Raw genomic sequence first — 17,094 nt, 5'->3', positions numbered from 1 at the left:
CCCGCATCTGCTGCGGACGAAACAGGTATGAGGCTACTTTCGACCGCTATCATGCGACACTGCGGCTTGCACTCGATTGGCCAGACAGCGGCGCGGCAGTTATCCATTCCACCCATCGACGGGCTAAAAGGGTACGGTCAAATTGCTGACGCGCTAGGATCGAGGCGTTGCGCCCCAGCTTCGCTAAGCCTGCCCGATCATCGGCAGCGCGTTCAAGCGCGTTCGCGAAAGCAGCAGGGTCCTTGGGCGGCACCGCGAAACCACATCGATGCTGGTCGATCATCTCGGCCAACCATCCTGGATAATTGTTCAGCACAGGAAGGCCAGCGCAGATGTAGTCAAAGAATTTGTTCGGCGACGTGCCGTAGTAAAATGCCGGCACATTCGCCAGGCACTGAATTCCCAGGTCGGCAGCGGCCATTAATCCCGCCAAGGCCTGTTTATTAACAGGATCATGGAAGACGACGTTGTCGAGCCCTTCGGAAGCCGCCCGCGCCTGTAAGCGCGGCTTCAACTTGCCGTCACCGACCAGTACCAGATGAATATCGTCGCGACCACGCGCCTTGAGCACGACGGCCGCGTCAAGAACAGCGTCGAGGCCGTTGGCTTGGCCGTGCGTTCCCGTGAAGATCGCCATCAGCTCGTCGGGCCGAACGCCCTCAGGTCGCCAGGGCACAGTTCGGCTATCGGCGAAAATGTCCAGGTCGCAGCCGTTCGGCACAAGCGCGATCCGGTCCCGCGCCACGCCTCTGCTGGCGATGCCGTCGATGATCCCCGGAGACAAGCCGACCAGCCGGTGCGCCGACCGGTAGGACGCCCACTCCAACACCGACAACAGTTTAAGGACCACGGGATTGCGGATAACGCCCATCGCACGCGGCAACTCAGGCCACAGGTCCCGCACCTCGAAGATGAACGGCTTGCCTCGTAACCACCGGGCGACAATGCCGGGAAGACCTGCCGTCAGCGGCGTCGTGGTTGCGAACAGCCGATCGTAGCGGGACGTCAGCGCCAGCATCATGCCCGAGAGGGCGAAGCGAACAAAGAGCCAGGAACGACGCAGAAAGCCAGTCTTATTCGAGTAGGACAGGTCGAACTCGATCACGTTGATCCCATCAACGACGCCGCTGCGGCGGCCCCGCTGAAATGAATGCTCGAGACCCGTCTGACCCAGGCCATAGCTGCCGCAGACCATCGTAACGTGATGGCCCTCGCCAACCAGGGCGCGTGCCATTTCGTAAGAGCGGATGCCAGTCGCGCCCTGAGGCGTCGAGAAATGCTGGTGGAAATAGAGGATGTGCATCTTAGACCTGGCGATCACTGATAAGAAATAGCAGGCCAAACAACAAAGGGGACAACACGCCATAGGATATCGCCTGTCCGCCGATGATCGCCTCCGCCGACGCTTCGAGGTCGTTCCGTGAATCAAGGTTACGCGCTAGTATAGGATCCAGCAGGAGTGCCAACATGATCGTTCCGAGGCCGTTGAAGAACCCCACTGACTGCAATATTACCGCGTTGTACTGGGGCGCAAAGGCCGCTATGCAGTTTACTAAGAATATAGATGACGAATATGTGAAATACACCCATGCCGACATAGCGATCACGCGAGGATCTAATCTATTAACCACCACGCGCGTGACTAGCCTGTCACTGGACGCACCTGATTGAATGACCACAAGGCTCTTCACGCCGTGGAGGATAGCAGACACGGCACTTTTGCCGGCACCGAATTCGGAAATAACTAAAACAAACCAGCTTGATAGCCTAGCTCTGAGGGCGAAGACCAAAGCGCACGCAAGCAATCCGCACAAACACGACAAGAAGATGGAGGCGTACATTTCTTCTATGCGCCCGGCAGAAAGAAGCGCGCCGAGTATTGGCGGATAAAGAAATATAAAGGTCCTCTTCACTGCAGACAGAATCTTCTCGAATGCCGCTCCTGCAGCATTCATTCCAATATGCGCGGCAGCTGTCCGTACAATAATACTCCCGCACTCCAAGAGTGCGTAGCCAAAAAAACATACACAAACAGCAGCCACAGCAACCCCGTACAACATCACTTACCTCGCGACGCTATAGCAATGGGCAACGCCAGCCAGAAATACCAAAATGCCGCGTCTCCAGAGAATATAAGACAAATGCAAAAGAACGCGAGCGTAATGGATGCAAGGTGCGATCTAGTGCGTACAGTCAATGTTGCAGCCAAAGCGGCAAGCGCCAGACCGACGATCCCGTGCTCGGAGGCGATTTCGACGACGAGGTTGTGGGGATATATAGATGGCGACATGACCCACGCCGACCAATTACCCAGCCCCACACCCAAGATCGGGTGAGACACAAAGACGTCGATGGAGTTAGTCCACATAAACAGGCGGGTCCCTACGGAGCCCGCGTCCACGTTCTCGATCCTCCCCTCCAGCAGTCGACTTAGTGCATTTAGCCTCTGCGGTATAAGTCCCATCGAAGCCACGGCTACGTAACCCATACTAGCTAACAACGAGAACATAGCTAAGCGACCCACACGCAAGTAGCTGACGGCCATGGCCATGATACATAGCAGCGTGGATACGAGAGGCCCTTTGGACGCTGTCCATATCACCGCAGCGAAAAAGATGAGCACCCAGATCAGGCTGGTATTTCGATGGTATCGAGAAAACCTATAAAACGAAATTACAGAAGCAAACCCCATCAACCACCCAAAGATGATGGGTCCGTTGAGGAAAAATCGTACCTGCCGGTCGGTAAACCCAAAGTGCCACTTATATAGCACTGTGAGTAGCAATAACACGCCCGCGGCGGCTAAGAAATGACGAATAAAATGCTCTTCTCCATGTCTCGACAAGTACATTGCAAGCACCAAAACGACGGGACTCGCAATCACGACGCCGTCTATCTTTCCGAGCGCGACTATTTGAACAAAGTCGTAAGTTCTTCCGAATTGTAGAAGAACTAGTATGCCTATGAGGACGATCGGCACTGATCGAGAGACTACGGATCGCCATGGCAGCCGCAGGAGCAGAGCGGCCGATAAAAGCGTCAGTCCGCTCCACACGATGATTTGCGGATACGAGGGGTTGGCCAGACCAGCGCCACCTGCGGCTAACGCAAGATAGAGAGCGAGCCCTAGGGGTAGGTCGTGATCAGTGCCTCTCACCCTCGCCATGTGCCCCGAGTGTCAATGGCTGCGCCGCTTGGCTTCGGCAAGTTTCGGAAGCTATGGTGATCCACGAGCATCACGTGAATATCGGCTCCTGTAACACTTTCTGGCCCGACTAGCTGAAGATTAGGCCAATTAAGCGTGAGCGAGGTCAAGTTCGGCTCCACAACCTGGATCTGCCCCTCATGTGCTTGCGCCACCTGATGGACGATCGCCAAGGCAGGGCTTTCCCGCAGGTCATCGATATCCGGCTTGAACGTCAAACCATAGACCGCCAAGGTGACGTCAGCGGCAGTTTTGTCCGGGTTCGCCAATAGGCAGGCACCAATGGCGGCCCGCACCTTCTCCAGCACCCATTGCGGCTTGGAGTCGTTTACCTCGCGAGCCGTTCGGATCAGTTTCGCCTGTTTCGGGGCGCTCGAGACAATGAACCATGGATCGACCGCGATGCAGTGGCCGCCGACGCCGGGGCCCGGTTGCAGGATGTTGACGCGGGGGTGACGGTTGGACAAGGAGATCAATTCCCAAACGTCGATGTCCAGCTTGTCGCAAATCATCGACAACTCGTTGGCGAAGGCGATGTTGACGTCGCGAAAGCTGTTCTCGGTCAGCTTGGCCATCTCCGCCGTGCGGGCGTTGGTGATCACGCAGTCGCCGGTGACGAAGGCTTTATAGAGGGTCCGAGCCTGCTCTGAACAGGCAGGAGTCAGTCCACCGATCACCCGATCGTTCAAGATCAGCTCCTGCATCACCTTGCCGGGCAGCACGCGCTCGGGGCAATGGGCGATGCGGATGTCGGACGCTTCGCCATGGGTTTGCGGAAAGGTCAGGTCGGGGCGAGCCTCGGCCAGCCAAGCAGCCATCTGTTCAGTCGCGCCGACCGGGGAGGTCGATTCCAGCACGACCAGATTGCCCGGCCGCAGCACCGGAGCGACGGCGCGGCTGGCCGCCTCGATGTACGACAGGTCGGGCTGATGGTCCTCGCCCTTGAACGGCGTCGGCACGGCGATCATGAAGGCGTCCGCCGGCTCGGGCGCCGTGACGGCGCGAAGATAGCCCTCCGTCACGGCCGCATGCACGGCGATGTCCAGATCAGGCTCGACGATATGGATCTCGCCGCGATTGATGATGTCGACTACGCGTGGGTTCACATCGACGCCGATTACCTTGATCTTGCGCGAGGCGAACATCGCCGCCGTCGGCAGGCCGATATAGCCCAATCCGATGACAGAGACGGTCTCGAATGCGGATGCGGACATAGGGCTCTTCTACTTCTTGGTGGCTTGAAGGCGAACGGGCGTCCACTCGAGCAGTCGCGATATGATCCGCTGCGTGGCCTGGCCGTCGCCGTAGGGGTTATGGGCCTGGCTCATGGCGCGCCAAGCCTCGGGGTCGTCCAGCAGACGTTCCGTCTCCGCAACGATGCGGTCGGCGTCCGATCCGACCAAGCGCACAGTGCCGGCCTCGAGCGCCTCCGGCCGTTCAGTGGTGTCGCGCATCACCAGCACCGGCTTGCCGAGCGACGGCGCCTCCTCCTGCACGCCGCCAGAATCGGTCAGGATGATGTCGGCACGCTTCATCAGGTAGACGAAGGGCAGGTAGTCTTGGGGCGGCAGCAGGCGAACGGCGTCCAACCCGCCCAAATGTGTCTCGACCGGGCCCTTGACGTTCGGATTCAGGTGAACCGGGTAAACAATCGTCACATCCGACCGCTCCGCCAGGCGAGCGAGAGCGTCACAGATGCGTTCAAACCCGTCGCCGAAGCTTTCGCGACGATGGCCGGTGACCAGAATGATGCGTCGATCGTCGGGGAGATCGAAGCGTGCCGCGAGGTTTCGCGACAGGTCCTCATCCTCTTCGAGGCGCTGAGAAATCTCCAGCAGAGCGTCGATGACCGTGTTGCCGGTGATGGTGATTCGCTCTTCCGGCACCGCTTCAGCCAGCAGGTTGGCTCGGGCGCGGGAGGTGGGCGCGAAGTGCAGCTCGGCGATGGCGCCGGCGACCTTCCGGTTTATCTCTTCGGGCCAGGGCGCATAGATGTCGCCGGTCCGCAGTCCGGCCTCTACGTGCCCTACCGGTGTTTGGCTGTAATAAGCCGCGAGCGAGGCCGCCAAGGTGGTGGTGGTGTCGCCATGGACCAGGACGACGTCAGGTTCGAAATCCTTGAGAGGCGCCTCAAGGCCGCGCAGAACCGCAGACGTCACATCGGCCAGAGATTGACCCGGCTTCATGATGTCGAGATCGTAGTCTGGCTTGATTTGAAAAAGCGCCAACACCTGATCCAGCATCTCCCGATGCTGGCCCGTCACGCAGACTCGCGCGTCGATATTCTCGGCCGCCGCCAGACCCTTCACCACCGGAGCCATTTTGATGGCCTCGGGCCGAGTGCCGAACACGGTCAGTACGCGCAACTGCGATTTCACCGGCATCATATTGCTCTTTTGGAAGACGTTCGAACCAGTGGAGGCGATTTGATCGCGACCTCAGTGATCCGCAGGGCGGATGAATGGCTTAGCACGGGTATAGCTTTATCTGCGGAACGGACGGGAGATGATCATGACTTAGCCGCTGGCCTGTTGGACTTCTACATCGCGGAGTCTGCTGACGTGGCCATACACCGCGCGACACACCTCGGCCTCGTCGCCGGTTCGCGCCAGCGCCTCAAGCAAGCAAACCTGATCCTCGTTCATCACGGCGGCGGGGCCGTGTTCCACCACCTCCATCACCGAGTCCAGCCGCGCAATGACGCGTTCGCTGGTGTCGACCAGTTCCTCCGTCAGCTTTTCGCCGGGGCGCAGGCCGGTGAAGACCACGGGGATGTCCACATCCGGCTGCAGGCCGTGGAGCAGGATCATGTTGCGCGCCATGTCCACGATCTTCACCGGCTCGCCCATGTCCAGCACGAAAACGCTGGGGCGCGACAGCTCGCGCGCGGCGCTTTCGGCCGTGGCGTGCAGCACCAGTTGCACCGCCTCGGGTATGGTCATGAAATAGCGCTCGACGTCCGGGTGGGTGACGGTCACCGGGCCGCCGCGCCGGATCTGGTCCTGAAAAATCGGCGCCACCGATCCGGCCGATCCCAGCACATTGCCGAACCGAACCACGCTAAAGGCGGTGTCGCCCGCTTGGTCGTGCAGCCCCCGCACCACGGCCTCGGCCAGCCGCTTGGTGGCGCCCATGACGTTGGCGGGATCGACCGCCTTGTCGGTGGAGATCATCACCATCTGCGGCACGCGCGCCTCTCGCGCCGCCTCGGCGACATTCCAGGTGCCGATCACATTGGTCAGCACGCCCTCGGCCGGATGATGTTCGACAATGGGCACATGCTTCAGCGCCGCGGCGTGAAAGATGATGTCCGGCGCTTCTTGCGACACCCAGGCTGAGACGCGGCGGCGGTCGCGCACGTCGCAGATGATCTCGCGGCGCGACAGGTGGGGATAGGCCTGGCCGATCTCCTGGTCGATCTTGAACAGGCCGAACTCCGAATGGTCCAGCAGCGCCAGATGGCCACAGCCGAAGGCGGCGACCTGGCGGCAGATTTCGGAGCCGATGCTGCCGCCCGCGCCGGTCACCAGCACGCGCTTGCCCTGCACAAGCTGGCGAACCCGCGCGGGGTCGAGCCGAACCGGGCTGCGCGGCAGGAACTCCTCCAGCGGGATTTCCTTCAGCGCCTGGGGATCTCCGTCCGCCGCCGCAAGGTCCACCAGCATCCGCGGCCGAAGCAGCGTGTGGCCCGCCTTGCGCACCTCGCCGATCCGCGCCGGGCTGACGTTCCAGGCCTGAACCGGATCGTCCAGGAAAAGAATGGCGTAACGCGGCCCATCCGCCGTCTCGGGCAGCCGCCACTCGCCGACCATGCCCAGCACCGGCACGCCGTGAAGACGCAGGCCGACCTCGCCCCCGTTGGGCGTGATGATCCCGACCGGCTGGTGCGGCGACCGGGCATCGGCCAGGAGGTGGCGCAGATGCGCGTCGGCGGCCTTCATGTCTCCCACCACGAGCAGGGGCGTCTTGCGAGCGGCGTGGAGCTCTCCGGCCTTGAGGCCGCCTGCGACCGATCGACGAAGCAGGTGAGGATCGTGAGCCAGGCGCCAGCACAGCCTGAGGCCCGCCAGTCCCAGCAGGCTGAACAGAAGGGCGAGAACCAGAACCGAGCGCGGCAGTTGCAGACCCCGATCGAGGGCGAACACGAGTACCAGGAACAGAGCCATGGCCGCGACAAGGCTGCGCGCCAGGGCCAGCAGCTCGCCCAGAGACGTATAGCGCCAGGCGGACCGTTCAGTCTTGGCGACGAGTTCGACCGCACCGCCCATCCCGGCATACAGCGCCGCCCAGCCCAGGACCCGGATCGCATCGCTTTGCGTCAGCCACCACTCCAGCGGCAGGGCGCGCCGGATTTCATAGGCCGCGAGAAACGCGACAAACAGCACGCCCACATGCAGGGCGAACTTCGTGGCGTCGGTGACTCCGAACCGCGCCGGCGCTTTGAAACGGTGCGGCATTCAGCGAACCTCCAGCATGGTCACTCCACCGTCACCGACTTCGCCAGGTTGCGGGGCTGGTCCACGTCCGTGCCCTTGTGGACGGCGGTGTAGTAGGCCAGCAACTGGACCGGGACGGCGTAGACCAGGGGCGCGATCAGGGGGTGGCAGTCGGGGGGGTGGATGCGGCGGATGTCGGCGCCGTGCGGAGCGGGGGCGGTCTCCGGGGCGATCATGATCACGGGACCGCCGCGGGCGGAGACTTCCTGCAGGTTGGAGCAGGTCTTTTCGAACACGTCGTCCAGCGGCGCCAGGGCGACAGTCGGCGTCTCCTCGTCGATAAGGGCGATGGGGCCGTGCTTCAGCTCGCCGGCGGCGTAGCCCTCGGCGTGGATGTAGCTGATCTCCTTGAGCTTCAGCGCGCCTTCCATGGCCAGCGGGAACATGGCGCCGCGACCCAGGAACAGCACGTCTCTGGCCTTGGCCAGGTCGTGGGCGACAGCTTCGATGTCGGCGTGATGCTCGGCGCATTCCGCGATCAGGCGCGGGCTCTCGAACAGCGCCTTGACCAGTTCGGCTTCCTTGTCCGCATCAACGCGGCCGCGCTGAACGCCGGCGGCGACCGCCAGCGCCAGCAGCGCCGCGACCTGAGCGGTGAAGGCCTTGGTGGAGGCCACGCCGATTTCCGGCCCGGCATGCGTCGGACAGAGGATGTCCGCCTCGCGCGCCATGGAGGAGGAGTGGACATTGACCACCGCCGCCGTCTTCAGCCCCTCGCGCTTGCACCAGGTCAGGCTGGCCAGGGTGTCGGCGGTCTCGCCCGACTGGCTGACGGCGACCGCCAGGGTGCTCTTGCTCAGGGCCGGCGAGCGGTAGCGGAACTCCGACGCGATCTCGACGTCGCAGGGAAGGCCGGCGATGCGCTCGAACGTATAGCGGCCGATCTGGCCGGCGTAGAAGGCGGTGCCACAAGCGATGATCTGGATGCGGTCGATGGCGGCGAAGTCGATCGCCCCGGTCTTGGCCTTGCCGGTCACCAGATCGAGATATTCCGACAGGGTGTGCTGGACGCTGTCGGGCTGCTCGTGGATCTCCTTTTCCATGAAATGGCGGTACTCGCCCTTCTCGACCATGGCCGAGGAGGCCGAGACCTGGACCACCGGCCGATCGACGGAGGCGCCGCCGGCATCGAACATGCGCGCGCCGGAGCGATCGACCGCGACATAATCGCCCTCCTCCAGATACGAAATCTTCTGGGTGAACGGGCCGACGGCCAAGGCATCGGAGCCCAGGTACATCTCGCCCTCGCCCCAGCCGACCACCAGGGGGCTGCCGCGCCGGGCGCCCAGGATCAGGCCGTCCTCGCCCTCGATCAGCACCGCCAGCGCATAGGCGCCGGTCAGCCGGTCCAGCGTCGCCTTGAAGGCGTCCAGCGGGGCCGCGCCTTTGGACAAGGTTTGATCCAGCAGATGGGCCACCACCTCCGTGTCGGTCTGACTTTCGAACACATGGCCCTGCGCCGCCAGTTCGGCCTTCAGTTCGGCGAAATTCTCGATGATGCCGTTGTGAACCAGAGTCACGCGCCCGGCCTGGTGCGGGTGGGCGTTGGGCACGTTCGGCGCGCCGTGCGTGGCCCAGCGGGTGTGGCCGATGCCGACGGTGGCCTTCAGGGGCTCGTCCGCCAGCACCTCTTCCAGCGCGCGGATTTTCCCCTTGGCGCGGCGGCGCTCGATCCGGCCGTCCACCACGGCGGCGACGCCGGCGGAATCGTAGCCCCGGTATTCCAGCCGCTTGAGGCTGTCGAGCAGACGCGGAACGACCGGGCCCTCGCCGGTGACGCCGATGATGCCGCACATAAAGAAAGGCGCTCGCTGAACGGCGCCCCCGCGCCTCGGATACCGCCTTTTACAGCCACAAGTTTGTGCTGTCACTCTCATACTCTCATTTTGAGAGCATCCTCACTGGCGCTGCAAAAAGGGGGAAGGCGCTGCTCAGGGCGCTTACGCAGCCGGTGCGTCAGGCTGGTGCTCAGCGCAAGACCAACAGGCTGACTTAGATAGAACACCCACTGCACTGAGACGATGACGAAGCGCTCGAACAAGGTCGGCTTCGAAATCTCCGGACCGCACCCCGGCGGCGGATGCCGAACGCCAATGCATCAAGGCCCGGCTGGAGAGCCTGTCGGCGCGCGAACGCGATGTTCTCGACGGTCTGGTCAAGGGCCACGCCAACAAGGTCATCGCCTTCGACCTCGACATCAGCCCGCGCACCGTTGAGGTCTATCGCGCCAACGCCATGACCAAGATGGGCGCCAACAGCCTGTCCGAACGGGTGCGGATGGTCCTCACCGTGGGCCAGCCAGCCTCGCCGCCTCTACAGTCTGAGTTCGCTATCGCCGGAATCCCGGATACCCATAAGCGCTGCTCACCGACCCGCAATCAGCCTCGCTGACCCCGGCCGCGCGCGCGATCGCATACCATTCGCTCGTCACCACCCGCTCCACTTCGTCCACCACGGCGGCGGCTTGGGCAGGAGGCAGCAGGAACCGCCCGCTTTTGCTGAGCAGGTTCGCGGCGTTGGCGGAGCGCCCCTGGGCGCCGCAGGCCATGGCCAGGTCGCGGCGGTCCTCGCTGACTGACGGTGTCGGAGAGAGGTCGAAGGCCGGAGACAGGCGCCAGCCCCGGCCGGGCGCGATGGCGGCATGGTTGCGCGGGTGGTCGTCGATGTTCGAGATCAGGGCGTTGAAGACCATGCGGCGGAACAGTTCGTGCGCGTCCTTCGCGCGGTCGCTCGCTGATCCGACGCAACGTCTCGGCCAGAATGACGTAGGACCAGCGGGCCCGACCATCCGGGGTCTCATCGGTCTCCAGCAGGGTGAGGGCGCTGACCATGCGGGCGCGGGCGTAGCCGTCCTTGGCGCGCTCGCGATCGAAGCGGCGGACCAACAGGACATCCCGTCCGCCCACGGTCACAACCTGGGAGTCGGGGGCCTGCAACCCGCACCGCCTCGCGAGCAACAGGGTGGCGTGCTCCATGCGCGCCATGTTCCAGCGGTCGTCGGCGCGGTTGAATTTGGCCAGCCACAAGGCTCCGTCGTGCTCGACCACCACCTTCGGCCGAGCGCCGCCCATGGAGGTGCCCAGCAGCAGCAGTTCCTCGACCGCCGCCGCGTCCTTGGGGGCTTGGTCGGCGATCAGGGTGTCGGCCAGCGCCTGAAGCTTCTCAAGGTCCCAAGTCTTGTTGAACTCACGGATCGGCGCGAGCGGCTCGACGCCCAGACCGAAGCCGAGGGCGCCCGCCCGGTCGTCGGGCGAGTGCAGCAGGTAGTCGAGTTCGCCCAACGCGTCGACGCCGGCGTGTTTCTCGATGACCCGCCGTCCCCAATAATCCGGGCTTGAGTCGCGCAGGGCGCCGAAGACGCCGTTCAGGCGCACGGTCTCGAACTGCGCGCGGCCCAGACGCAGCTCGAACGGATCGATCTCGACTGCATCGGGCCGCTTGCGATAGCGGCGGCCGTAGACGAAGCGGCCGACAGCGACCCCGTTGCGATCGACCTCGTGCTCGAACCGCCCGGCGGTGACGGCCTGGGTGGCGCCAGGCAGGGTGATGTAGACGTAGGCCTGGGGCATGGCGCGGCTCAGAAGTCGTCGTCCAGCGCCTGGCCGACACGGGCGCGCTGGCGCTGGTCCAGACTGGCGAGGCGCAGGCCTTCTTCGTCGGCGAGCGGTTCGGCCAGCGACGCCAGGCGCTCGATCAGACCGTAGGACCACAGCAAGGCCGCATAGATGGCGACGCTGGTTGACGGCTTTCCCCGCTCGGCGTCGGCGATGGCTTCGCGGCCGACACCCAGCCGCTCGGCCGCCTCGATCATGGTGACGTTTCGGCGCAGACGCGCGGTGCGTAGGTCCGCTCCTAGCCGCTTCAGGGCGGCCTCGACTTCATAGGGCGGGGTGGTATGCAGGGGACTGCGACGCATGACGGCCTCCGAAGCCACTATGAGGCCTTGAGCCGACATTATCCAGCTTAGTGTCGGTTTGAGCCGACACCACCGCGCCCAAGGATCGCCCACGAAACGCCCGTGCAACCTCGGTTCGAGTCCTGATTTCCTTGATCTGTCCGTTATTTGGATAATTCCAAACCTTTGAATTTGTTGGAAATATTAGCGTTGACATCGTAGGGGTCACAGGTTCAATCCCTGTCGCGTCCACCATTCTTTTCAAAGACTTATGAAGATTGCTGGGCGAGCGCTGGTCACATACTGACCAGATTGCCCGCGGCGTTAACGCGGGCATGGCGGCCGAGCCTATTGCATGTCCACATTTACGGTCTGCTTGACGCACGATCGCAGCAGTCGGATGGCCCCATCTGACTCATATCGGACTTTGGGAGCGTCCGCTGACGGCATCCAACTACGAATCTGAGGATCGGACGTTCGAATCGTTTCGAGCGCGACGCAAGTGTCGGATGTCACAATAGGTTGGACTCCGTCAGAGATGATTGGACTCTGGCGAGGTCTCCGGGGTGACAGCGTTGCCTGAACTCGGCAGTCTGGTCGGTATCTTGAGACGAGATGCCCGTGACCCAATCGCCCACGCTGCCCAAGTACGATGATCTTTTCAGACCCACCCTTGAGGCGCTCTCAAGCTTGGGCGGCTCCGGCTCCATCGAGGAACTGGACGAAGCGCTGATCTCGTCGCTCGGAATCACTCAAGAACAACTCGACGTCACCTATCCCAAGAGCGGGGCGCCCGTTCTGCCTGATCGGATGTCCTGGGCTCGGTCCTTCCTCAAGATCGGCGGCTTCGTCAAAAATCCAAAGCGCGGAGTGTGGGTGCTCACCGAGGAAGGGAGGGCCGCCCTCAGCAAGAGCAATGCCGATCTGAAGAAGATCATCTCGGCGGCCGACCGTGCGGCAATCGCCGCCCGGAAGGCGGCTCAAGCTGCTGCGGAAGGAAGTTCCAGCGAAAATGGGAACGGCGATTCGCTAAGCTGGCCGGACCTGCTGTTGCAGCGGGTTCAAGCCGTAGAACCCGCTGCCTTCGAGCGCCTCTGTCAGCGCCTGTTGCGCGAGAGCGGCTTCACCCGGGTCGAGGTCACCGGCAAGACGGCTGACGGGGGTATCGACGGCGTCGGGGTTTTGCGCGTGAACCTGATTTCCTTTCAGGTTCTGTTCCAGTGCAAGCGCTGGAAGGGCTCCGTCGGTTCGGAAGTGGTCCGCAACTTTCGCGGGGCTATGCAAGGTCGGGCGGACAAAGGCCTGATCATCACGACCGGGACATTTACGTCTGAGGCTCGCCGGGAAGCGACGCGAGACGGCGCGCCGGCCATCGATCTGATCGACGGCGACTCGCTATGCCTGCTGATGAAGGACCTCGGCTTGGGCGTGGACGTCAAAGAGGTTAGGGTGGAGGAGGTCTCCCTCAACGAGGAGTTTTTCGGGACCCTTTGACCCGGTGCTGCACCTTTTCGCCCATGGCCGACGGGCTGCTATGGCAGGAAAGCCTTCGCGGCGGCCTGGGTCAGACGGGCCGGACCCCCCTTCGCCTCCGCTAGGCTCTTGATCACCGACTTCTGCTCGCCGCGCGTAGTCGCACCGTAGCGAAGAGCATCCTTGAACCTCCTGACGACGATCAGCTTGCCTTCCGTCGCGCCCATGCCGTGCACATCGCAGTCGTCGCACCAAAAGTAGAGCGAGGGGCCACCAGCGTAAGTCGTCGCTCTCGTCGCCGTGTGGCTGCAAGTGGTGCAAGATTGCAGGAAGGGCTTCGCGTCCAGAACGGCCGCCAAACGCTTGAACTCCTTGGCGACTTTGCCGTCAGGGTATTGATCCATGATGAATGCGGCATGGCCTGGGTCGCGCAGAAGGACGTATGCCGCTTCTTGCCCTGCGTGTTTCCCCGATTGAAAAATCATCTCGTGTCCTCGATCTGCGTCAACTGATGTTGGGCCCCCGGAACGGTCGGTCGCCGTATACCAATGCCCTTCTGTGAGATGTGGCTGGGGGGCGTCGCCGCCCTCCCGCGTCGCCTACTTCCGCTCGACGGGTGCGGCGTACGAGCTCTTGTTAAGCTCGATCGACCGATCGCAGTCTGCTTCGGCCAAGTAGGCCTCGCTGGACATCGAGATGATCTTGCCGTTGGCGGTGGACTTGAGACGCCAACGCCAGCCGTCGGTCTTGTACTTTTCGTACTTCAGATTGGTGATCGACATATCGTCGCTCCTTGAGGAGCGGCTTGACGGAGATCGACCGAGCGACGACGTTGGATTGTCCATCCTAGTTCGCGCCGTGGTCCCTGTCCGTCGTCAGAACATTCGGCACAACTCGCGGCGTAGATTAGCGGAGTGCGGACCTCGTCAGGGGGTTGATGTTAGGCGGCGAACTTGCGGTGCTGCAAGCGCCGATGTTCGATGGTCTGTCGCTTGATCCTTTCGCGCAGTTTGATGATTGCCGGAGCCCTGCCGAAGTAGGCGTCGGCAGGCGTCACGTTGGCCAGGCTCTCGTGGTATCGCTGGTGATTGTAGTGCTCGACGAAGGCCTCGATGTGGGCTTCGAGGTCGCCGGGCAGGAAGTAGTTTTCCAGCAAGATGCGGTTTTTCAGGGTCTGGTGCCAGCGCTCGATCTTGCCCTGGGTTTGGGGATGACACGGGGCGCCGCGGACATGGCTCATCTTCCGGGCCTCGATGTATTCCGCCAGCTCACCCGCGATGTAGCTGGGGCCATTATCGCTGAGTAGCCGGGGTTTGTGCAGCACCGTGGCGCTGTCGCAACCAGAAGCCGCCAGGGCGAGGTCCAGCGTGTCGGTGACGTCCTCGGCTCGCATGTTGGTGCACAGCTTCCAGGCGATGATGTAGCGCGAGAAGTCGTCGAGCACGGTCGACAGATACATCCAGCCCCACCCGATGATCTTGAAGTAGGTGAAGTCGGTCTGCCACATCTCGTTCGGCCGCGTGGTTTTCGTGTGGAACTGATCGGCAGCCTTGATCACGACATAGGCCGGGCTGGTGATCAGGTCGTGGGCCTTCAACAGGCGGTAAACCGTGGATTCCGACACGAAGTAGCGCTGCCCATCGGTGAAGCGCACGGCCAGTTCCCGGGGGCTCAGCTCAGACTGTTCCAGCGCCAGCTCGATGATCTGGTCGTGGTGCCCGCGGTGCTGTCAGTCTAACGCTAAAGGTGCTCCACCTAAAAGGTGGCAAGCCACTGGTGGAGTAGGCATTTCTATGAAGCCCTTATCGTTTAAGCGACATCGTTTTCCAGCTGAGGTGATCCGTCATGCCGTGTGGCTGTACTTTCGTTTCAACCTGAGCTTCCGTGATGTCGAGGAGTTGATGGCGCAACGCGGAATCGACGTGAGCTACGAAACGATCCGGTGCTGGACGATCAAGTTCGGGCCTTTGATTGCACGGCGGCTGAAGAAGCGACGTGGGTCACCCACAGGCCGCTGGCATCTCGATGAGATGGTTTGCAAGATCGGTGGCAGACGTATGTATCTGTGGCGCGCTGTTTGTCCGCCGTCAGCACCAATGGCACAGATTTGAGGTTGTGATTTAAGGAGGATCTGGGCTTCGTCGTAGTGACGAAGGAACGAAGATGAAGCCCAGATCCTCCAATGTAAAATCGCCCGCCAAGGCCCCAGCAGAGCGGGTAGTGAAGGACATCCGCCGACAGACCCGGCGCCACTTTTCGGCCGAGGACAAGATCCGCATCGTGCTGGATGGCCTGCGCGGGGAAGACAGCATCGCCGAGCTATGCCGCAAGGAAGGCATTGCCCAGAGCCTGTATTACACCTGGTCGAAGGAGTTCATGGAAGCTGGCAAGCGCCGCCTGGCCGGCGACACCGCCCGTGCCGCGACCACCGGAGAGGTCCAGGACCTGCGCCGCGAAGCCCGGGCCCTGAAGGAATGCGTGGCCGATCTGACACTGGAAAACCGTCTGCTCAAAAAAAGCATGGTCGCGGATGGGGGCAACGACGAATGAGATATCCCGCATCCGAGAAGCTCGAGATCATCAGAACCGTCGAGCAGTCGCACCTGTCGGCCAAGCGCACGCTGGACTAACTCGGCATCCCTCGTCGGACATTCTACCGCTGGTATGATCGCTACCTCGAAGGCGGGCCGGAGGCGTTGGAAGATCGGCCATCGGCGCCGAGCCGGGTGTGGAACCGCATCCCGGCGGGCATCCACGACCAGATCATCGAGCTGGCGCTGGAACAGTCTGAGCTGAGCCCCCGGGAACTGGCCGTGCGCTTCACCGATGGGCAGCGCTACTTCGTGTCGGAATCCACGGTTTACCGCCTGTTGAAGGCCCACGACCTGATCACCAGCCCGGCCTATGTCGTGATCAAGGCTGCCGATCAGTTCCACACGAAAACCACGCGGCCGAACGAGATGTGGCAGACCGACTTCACCTACTTCAAGATCATCGGGTGGGGCTGGATGTATCTGTCGACCGTGCTCGACGACTTCTCGCGCTACATCATCGCCTGGAAGCTGTGCACCAACATGCGAGCCGAGGACGTCACCGACACGCTGGACCTCGCCCTGGCGGCTTCTGGTTGCGACAGCGCCACGGTGCTGCACAAACCCCGGCTACTCAGCGATAATGGCCCCAGCTACATCGCGGGTGAGCTGGCGGAATACATCGAGGCCCGGAAGATGAGCCATGTCCGCGGCGCCCCGTGTCATCCCCAAACCCAGGGCAAGATCGAGCGCTGGCACCAGACCCTGAAAAACCGCATCTTGCTGGAAAACTACTTCCTGCCCGGCGACCTCGAAGCCCACATCGAGGCCTTCGTCGAGCACTACAATCACCAGCGATACCACGAGAGCCTGGCCAACGTGACGCCTGCCGACGCCTACTTCGGCAGGGCTCCGGCAATCATCAAACTGCGCGAAAGGATCAAGCGACAGACCATCGAACATCGGCGCTTGCAGCACCGCAAGTTCGCCGCCTAACATCAACCCCCTGACGAGGTCCGCACTCCGCTAATCTACGCCGCGAGTTGTGCCGAATGTTCTGACGACGGACAGCGCGCTGTTGATGATGAAGGCGAGGTTCTAGACGTCATCGTCCAGCGTCGGCGGGACACAGAAGCGGCTTTGAAGCTGATTAGACGTCTTATACGTAACCAACCTGTCGAGCCGGAAACCATCACAACGGATGGGCTGGCATCCTACGGTGCGGCCCTCGATCAGTTGGAACTACGGCATCTTCATCGTCCCGGTCGACTGCGTGATAATAACCGCGTTGAGAATTCTCACCTGCCGATCCGGCGACGAGAGCGGCAGCAGCAGAGGTTCAAATCCCAAGCCTCAGCCCAGAGATTTCTCACCACCCACGCGGCGATTTACAACACCTTCAATATCCAGCGCCATCTCATCAGCAGATCCACACTTCGTCGTTTTCGCGCCGATGCGGATGCCGCTTGGATGGCGGCGGTAGCCTGATATTTT

Annotated in this window: 12 protein-coding genes and 6 pseudogenes; 5 read left to right on the top strand and 13 right to left on the bottom strand. The window is 62.3% G+C overall.

Annotated features, from left to right (window positions below; translation table 11 throughout):
- Positions 1-49 precede the first annotated feature (49 nt).
- From M8231_RS14730 to glmS, 7 genes are all read right to left on the bottom strand, one after another.
- The gene (locus M8231_RS14730; RefSeq protein WP_250201817.1) at positions 50-1,303 is read right to left on the bottom strand and encodes a glycosyltransferase family 4 protein; all 1,254 of its coding nucleotides are present in this window, start codon (positions 1,301-1,303) and stop codon (positions 50-52) included.
- A gap of 1 nt (position 1,304) precedes the next feature.
- Positions 1,305-2,060, bottom strand: a complete 756-nt coding sequence (locus M8231_RS14725) for a lipid II flippase family protein (protein WP_250201816.1) — start codon at positions 2,058-2,060, stop codon at positions 1,305-1,307.
- Positions 2,060-2,692, bottom strand: coding sequence for an O-antigen ligase family protein (locus M8231_RS17110; protein ID WP_431307138.1), 633 nt, complete (start codon positions 2,690-2,692; stop codon positions 2,060-2,062). The genes M8231_RS14725 and M8231_RS17110 overlap by 1 nt, the downstream gene beginning before the upstream one ends.
- Before the next feature lie 461 nt (positions 2,693-3,153).
- The gene (wecC, locus tag M8231_RS14720) at positions 3,154-4,419 is read right to left on the bottom strand and encodes a UDP-N-acetyl-D-mannosamine dehydrogenase (protein WP_250201815.1); all 1,266 of its coding nucleotides are present in this window, start codon (positions 4,417-4,419) and stop codon (positions 3,154-3,156) included.
- A 9-nt stretch (positions 4,420-4,428) separates the two neighbouring features.
- On the bottom strand, positions 4,429-5,592 hold the full coding sequence (gene wecB / locus M8231_RS14715; protein ID WP_348521881.1) for a non-hydrolyzing UDP-N-acetylglucosamine 2-epimerase: 1,164 nt from the start codon (positions 5,590-5,592) through the stop codon (positions 4,429-4,431).
- Positions 5,593-5,721: 129 nt separating this feature from the next.
- On the bottom strand, positions 5,722-7,662 hold the full coding sequence (locus M8231_RS14710; RefSeq protein WP_250201814.1) for a polysaccharide biosynthesis protein: 1,941 nt from the start codon (positions 7,660-7,662) through the stop codon (positions 5,722-5,724).
- Between the two features lie 20 nt (positions 7,663-7,682).
- Positions 7,683-9,497 (bottom strand): glutamine--fructose-6-phosphate transaminase (isomerizing), encoded by a 1,815-nt coding sequence (glmS, locus tag M8231_RS14705; protein ID WP_250201813.1) that lies wholly within the window; start codon positions 9,495-9,497, stop codon positions 7,683-7,685.
- 310 nt (positions 9,498-9,807) lie between these two features.
- Here glmS and M8231_RS14700 point away from each other — a divergent pair.
- Positions 9,808-9,993, top strand: a pseudogene (locus M8231_RS14700) (LuxR C-terminal-related transcriptional regulator); the annotation flags it as partial.
- Positions 9,994-10,030: 37 nt separating this feature from the next.
- Here M8231_RS14700 and M8231_RS17105 read toward each other — a convergent pair.
- From M8231_RS17105 to M8231_RS14690, 3 genes and pseudogenes are all read right to left on the bottom strand, one after another.
- The gene (locus M8231_RS17105; protein ID WP_431307137.1) at positions 10,031-10,393 is read right to left on the bottom strand and encodes a HipA domain-containing protein; all 363 of its coding nucleotides are present in this window, start codon (positions 10,391-10,393) and stop codon (positions 10,031-10,033) included.
- 100 nt (positions 10,394-10,493) lie between these two features.
- A pseudogene (locus tag M8231_RS17100) lies at positions 10,494-10,772 on the bottom strand (HipA domain-containing protein); the annotation flags it as partial.
- Positions 10,773-11,278: 506 nt separating this feature from the next.
- Entirely contained in the window at positions 11,279-11,617 is a 339-nt protein-coding gene (locus M8231_RS14690; RefSeq protein ID WP_250201811.1) for a helix-turn-helix domain-containing protein, read from the bottom strand.
- Positions 11,618-12,217: 600 nt separating this feature from the next.
- Between M8231_RS14690 and M8231_RS14685 the strand changes: the two genes are divergently transcribed.
- Positions 12,218-13,090, top strand: coding sequence for a restriction endonuclease (locus M8231_RS14685; protein WP_250201810.1), 873 nt, complete (start codon positions 12,218-12,220; stop codon positions 13,088-13,090).
- Positions 13,091-13,128: 38 nt separating this feature from the next.
- Here M8231_RS14685 and M8231_RS14680 read toward each other — a convergent pair whose 3' ends face one another.
- The 3 genes and pseudogenes from M8231_RS14680 to M8231_RS14670 all read right to left on the bottom strand — a co-directional run.
- A complete protein-coding gene (locus M8231_RS14680) occupies positions 13,129-13,554 on the bottom strand; it encodes a hypothetical protein (protein WP_250201809.1) in 426 nt (141 codons plus the stop codon).
- Positions 13,555-13,668: 114 nt separating this feature from the next.
- A complete protein-coding gene (locus tag M8231_RS14675) occupies positions 13,669-13,851 on the bottom strand; it encodes a YegP family protein (RefSeq protein WP_250201808.1) in 183 nt (60 codons plus the stop codon).
- A 158-nt stretch (positions 13,852-14,009) separates the two neighbouring features.
- Positions 14,010-14,780: pseudogene (locus M8231_RS14670) on the bottom strand (IS3 family transposase); the annotation flags it as partial.
- Positions 14,781-14,862: 82 nt separating this feature from the next.
- Between M8231_RS14670 and M8231_RS14665 the strand changes: the two are divergent.
- From M8231_RS14665 to M8231_RS14655, 3 pseudogenes are all read left to right on the top strand, one after another.
- Positions 14,863-15,147, top strand: a pseudogene (locus M8231_RS14665) (IS6 family transposase); the annotation flags it as partial.
- An 85-nt stretch (positions 15,148-15,232) separates the two neighbouring features.
- Positions 15,233-16,596 (top strand): annotated as a pseudogene (locus M8231_RS14660) (IS3 family transposase).
- A gap of 75 nt (positions 16,597-16,671) precedes the next feature.
- Positions 16,672-17,088: pseudogene (locus tag M8231_RS14655) on the top strand (DDE-type integrase/transposase/recombinase); the annotation flags it as partial.
- Positions 17,089-17,094 lie beyond the last annotated feature (6 nt).

The organism is Brevundimonas albigilva (assembly GCF_023573565.1).
Taxonomy (GTDB): Bacteria; Pseudomonadota; Alphaproteobacteria; order Caulobacterales; family Caulobacteraceae; genus Brevundimonas; species Brevundimonas albigilva.
This window is presented reverse-complemented; position numbering and strand designations above follow the sequence as displayed.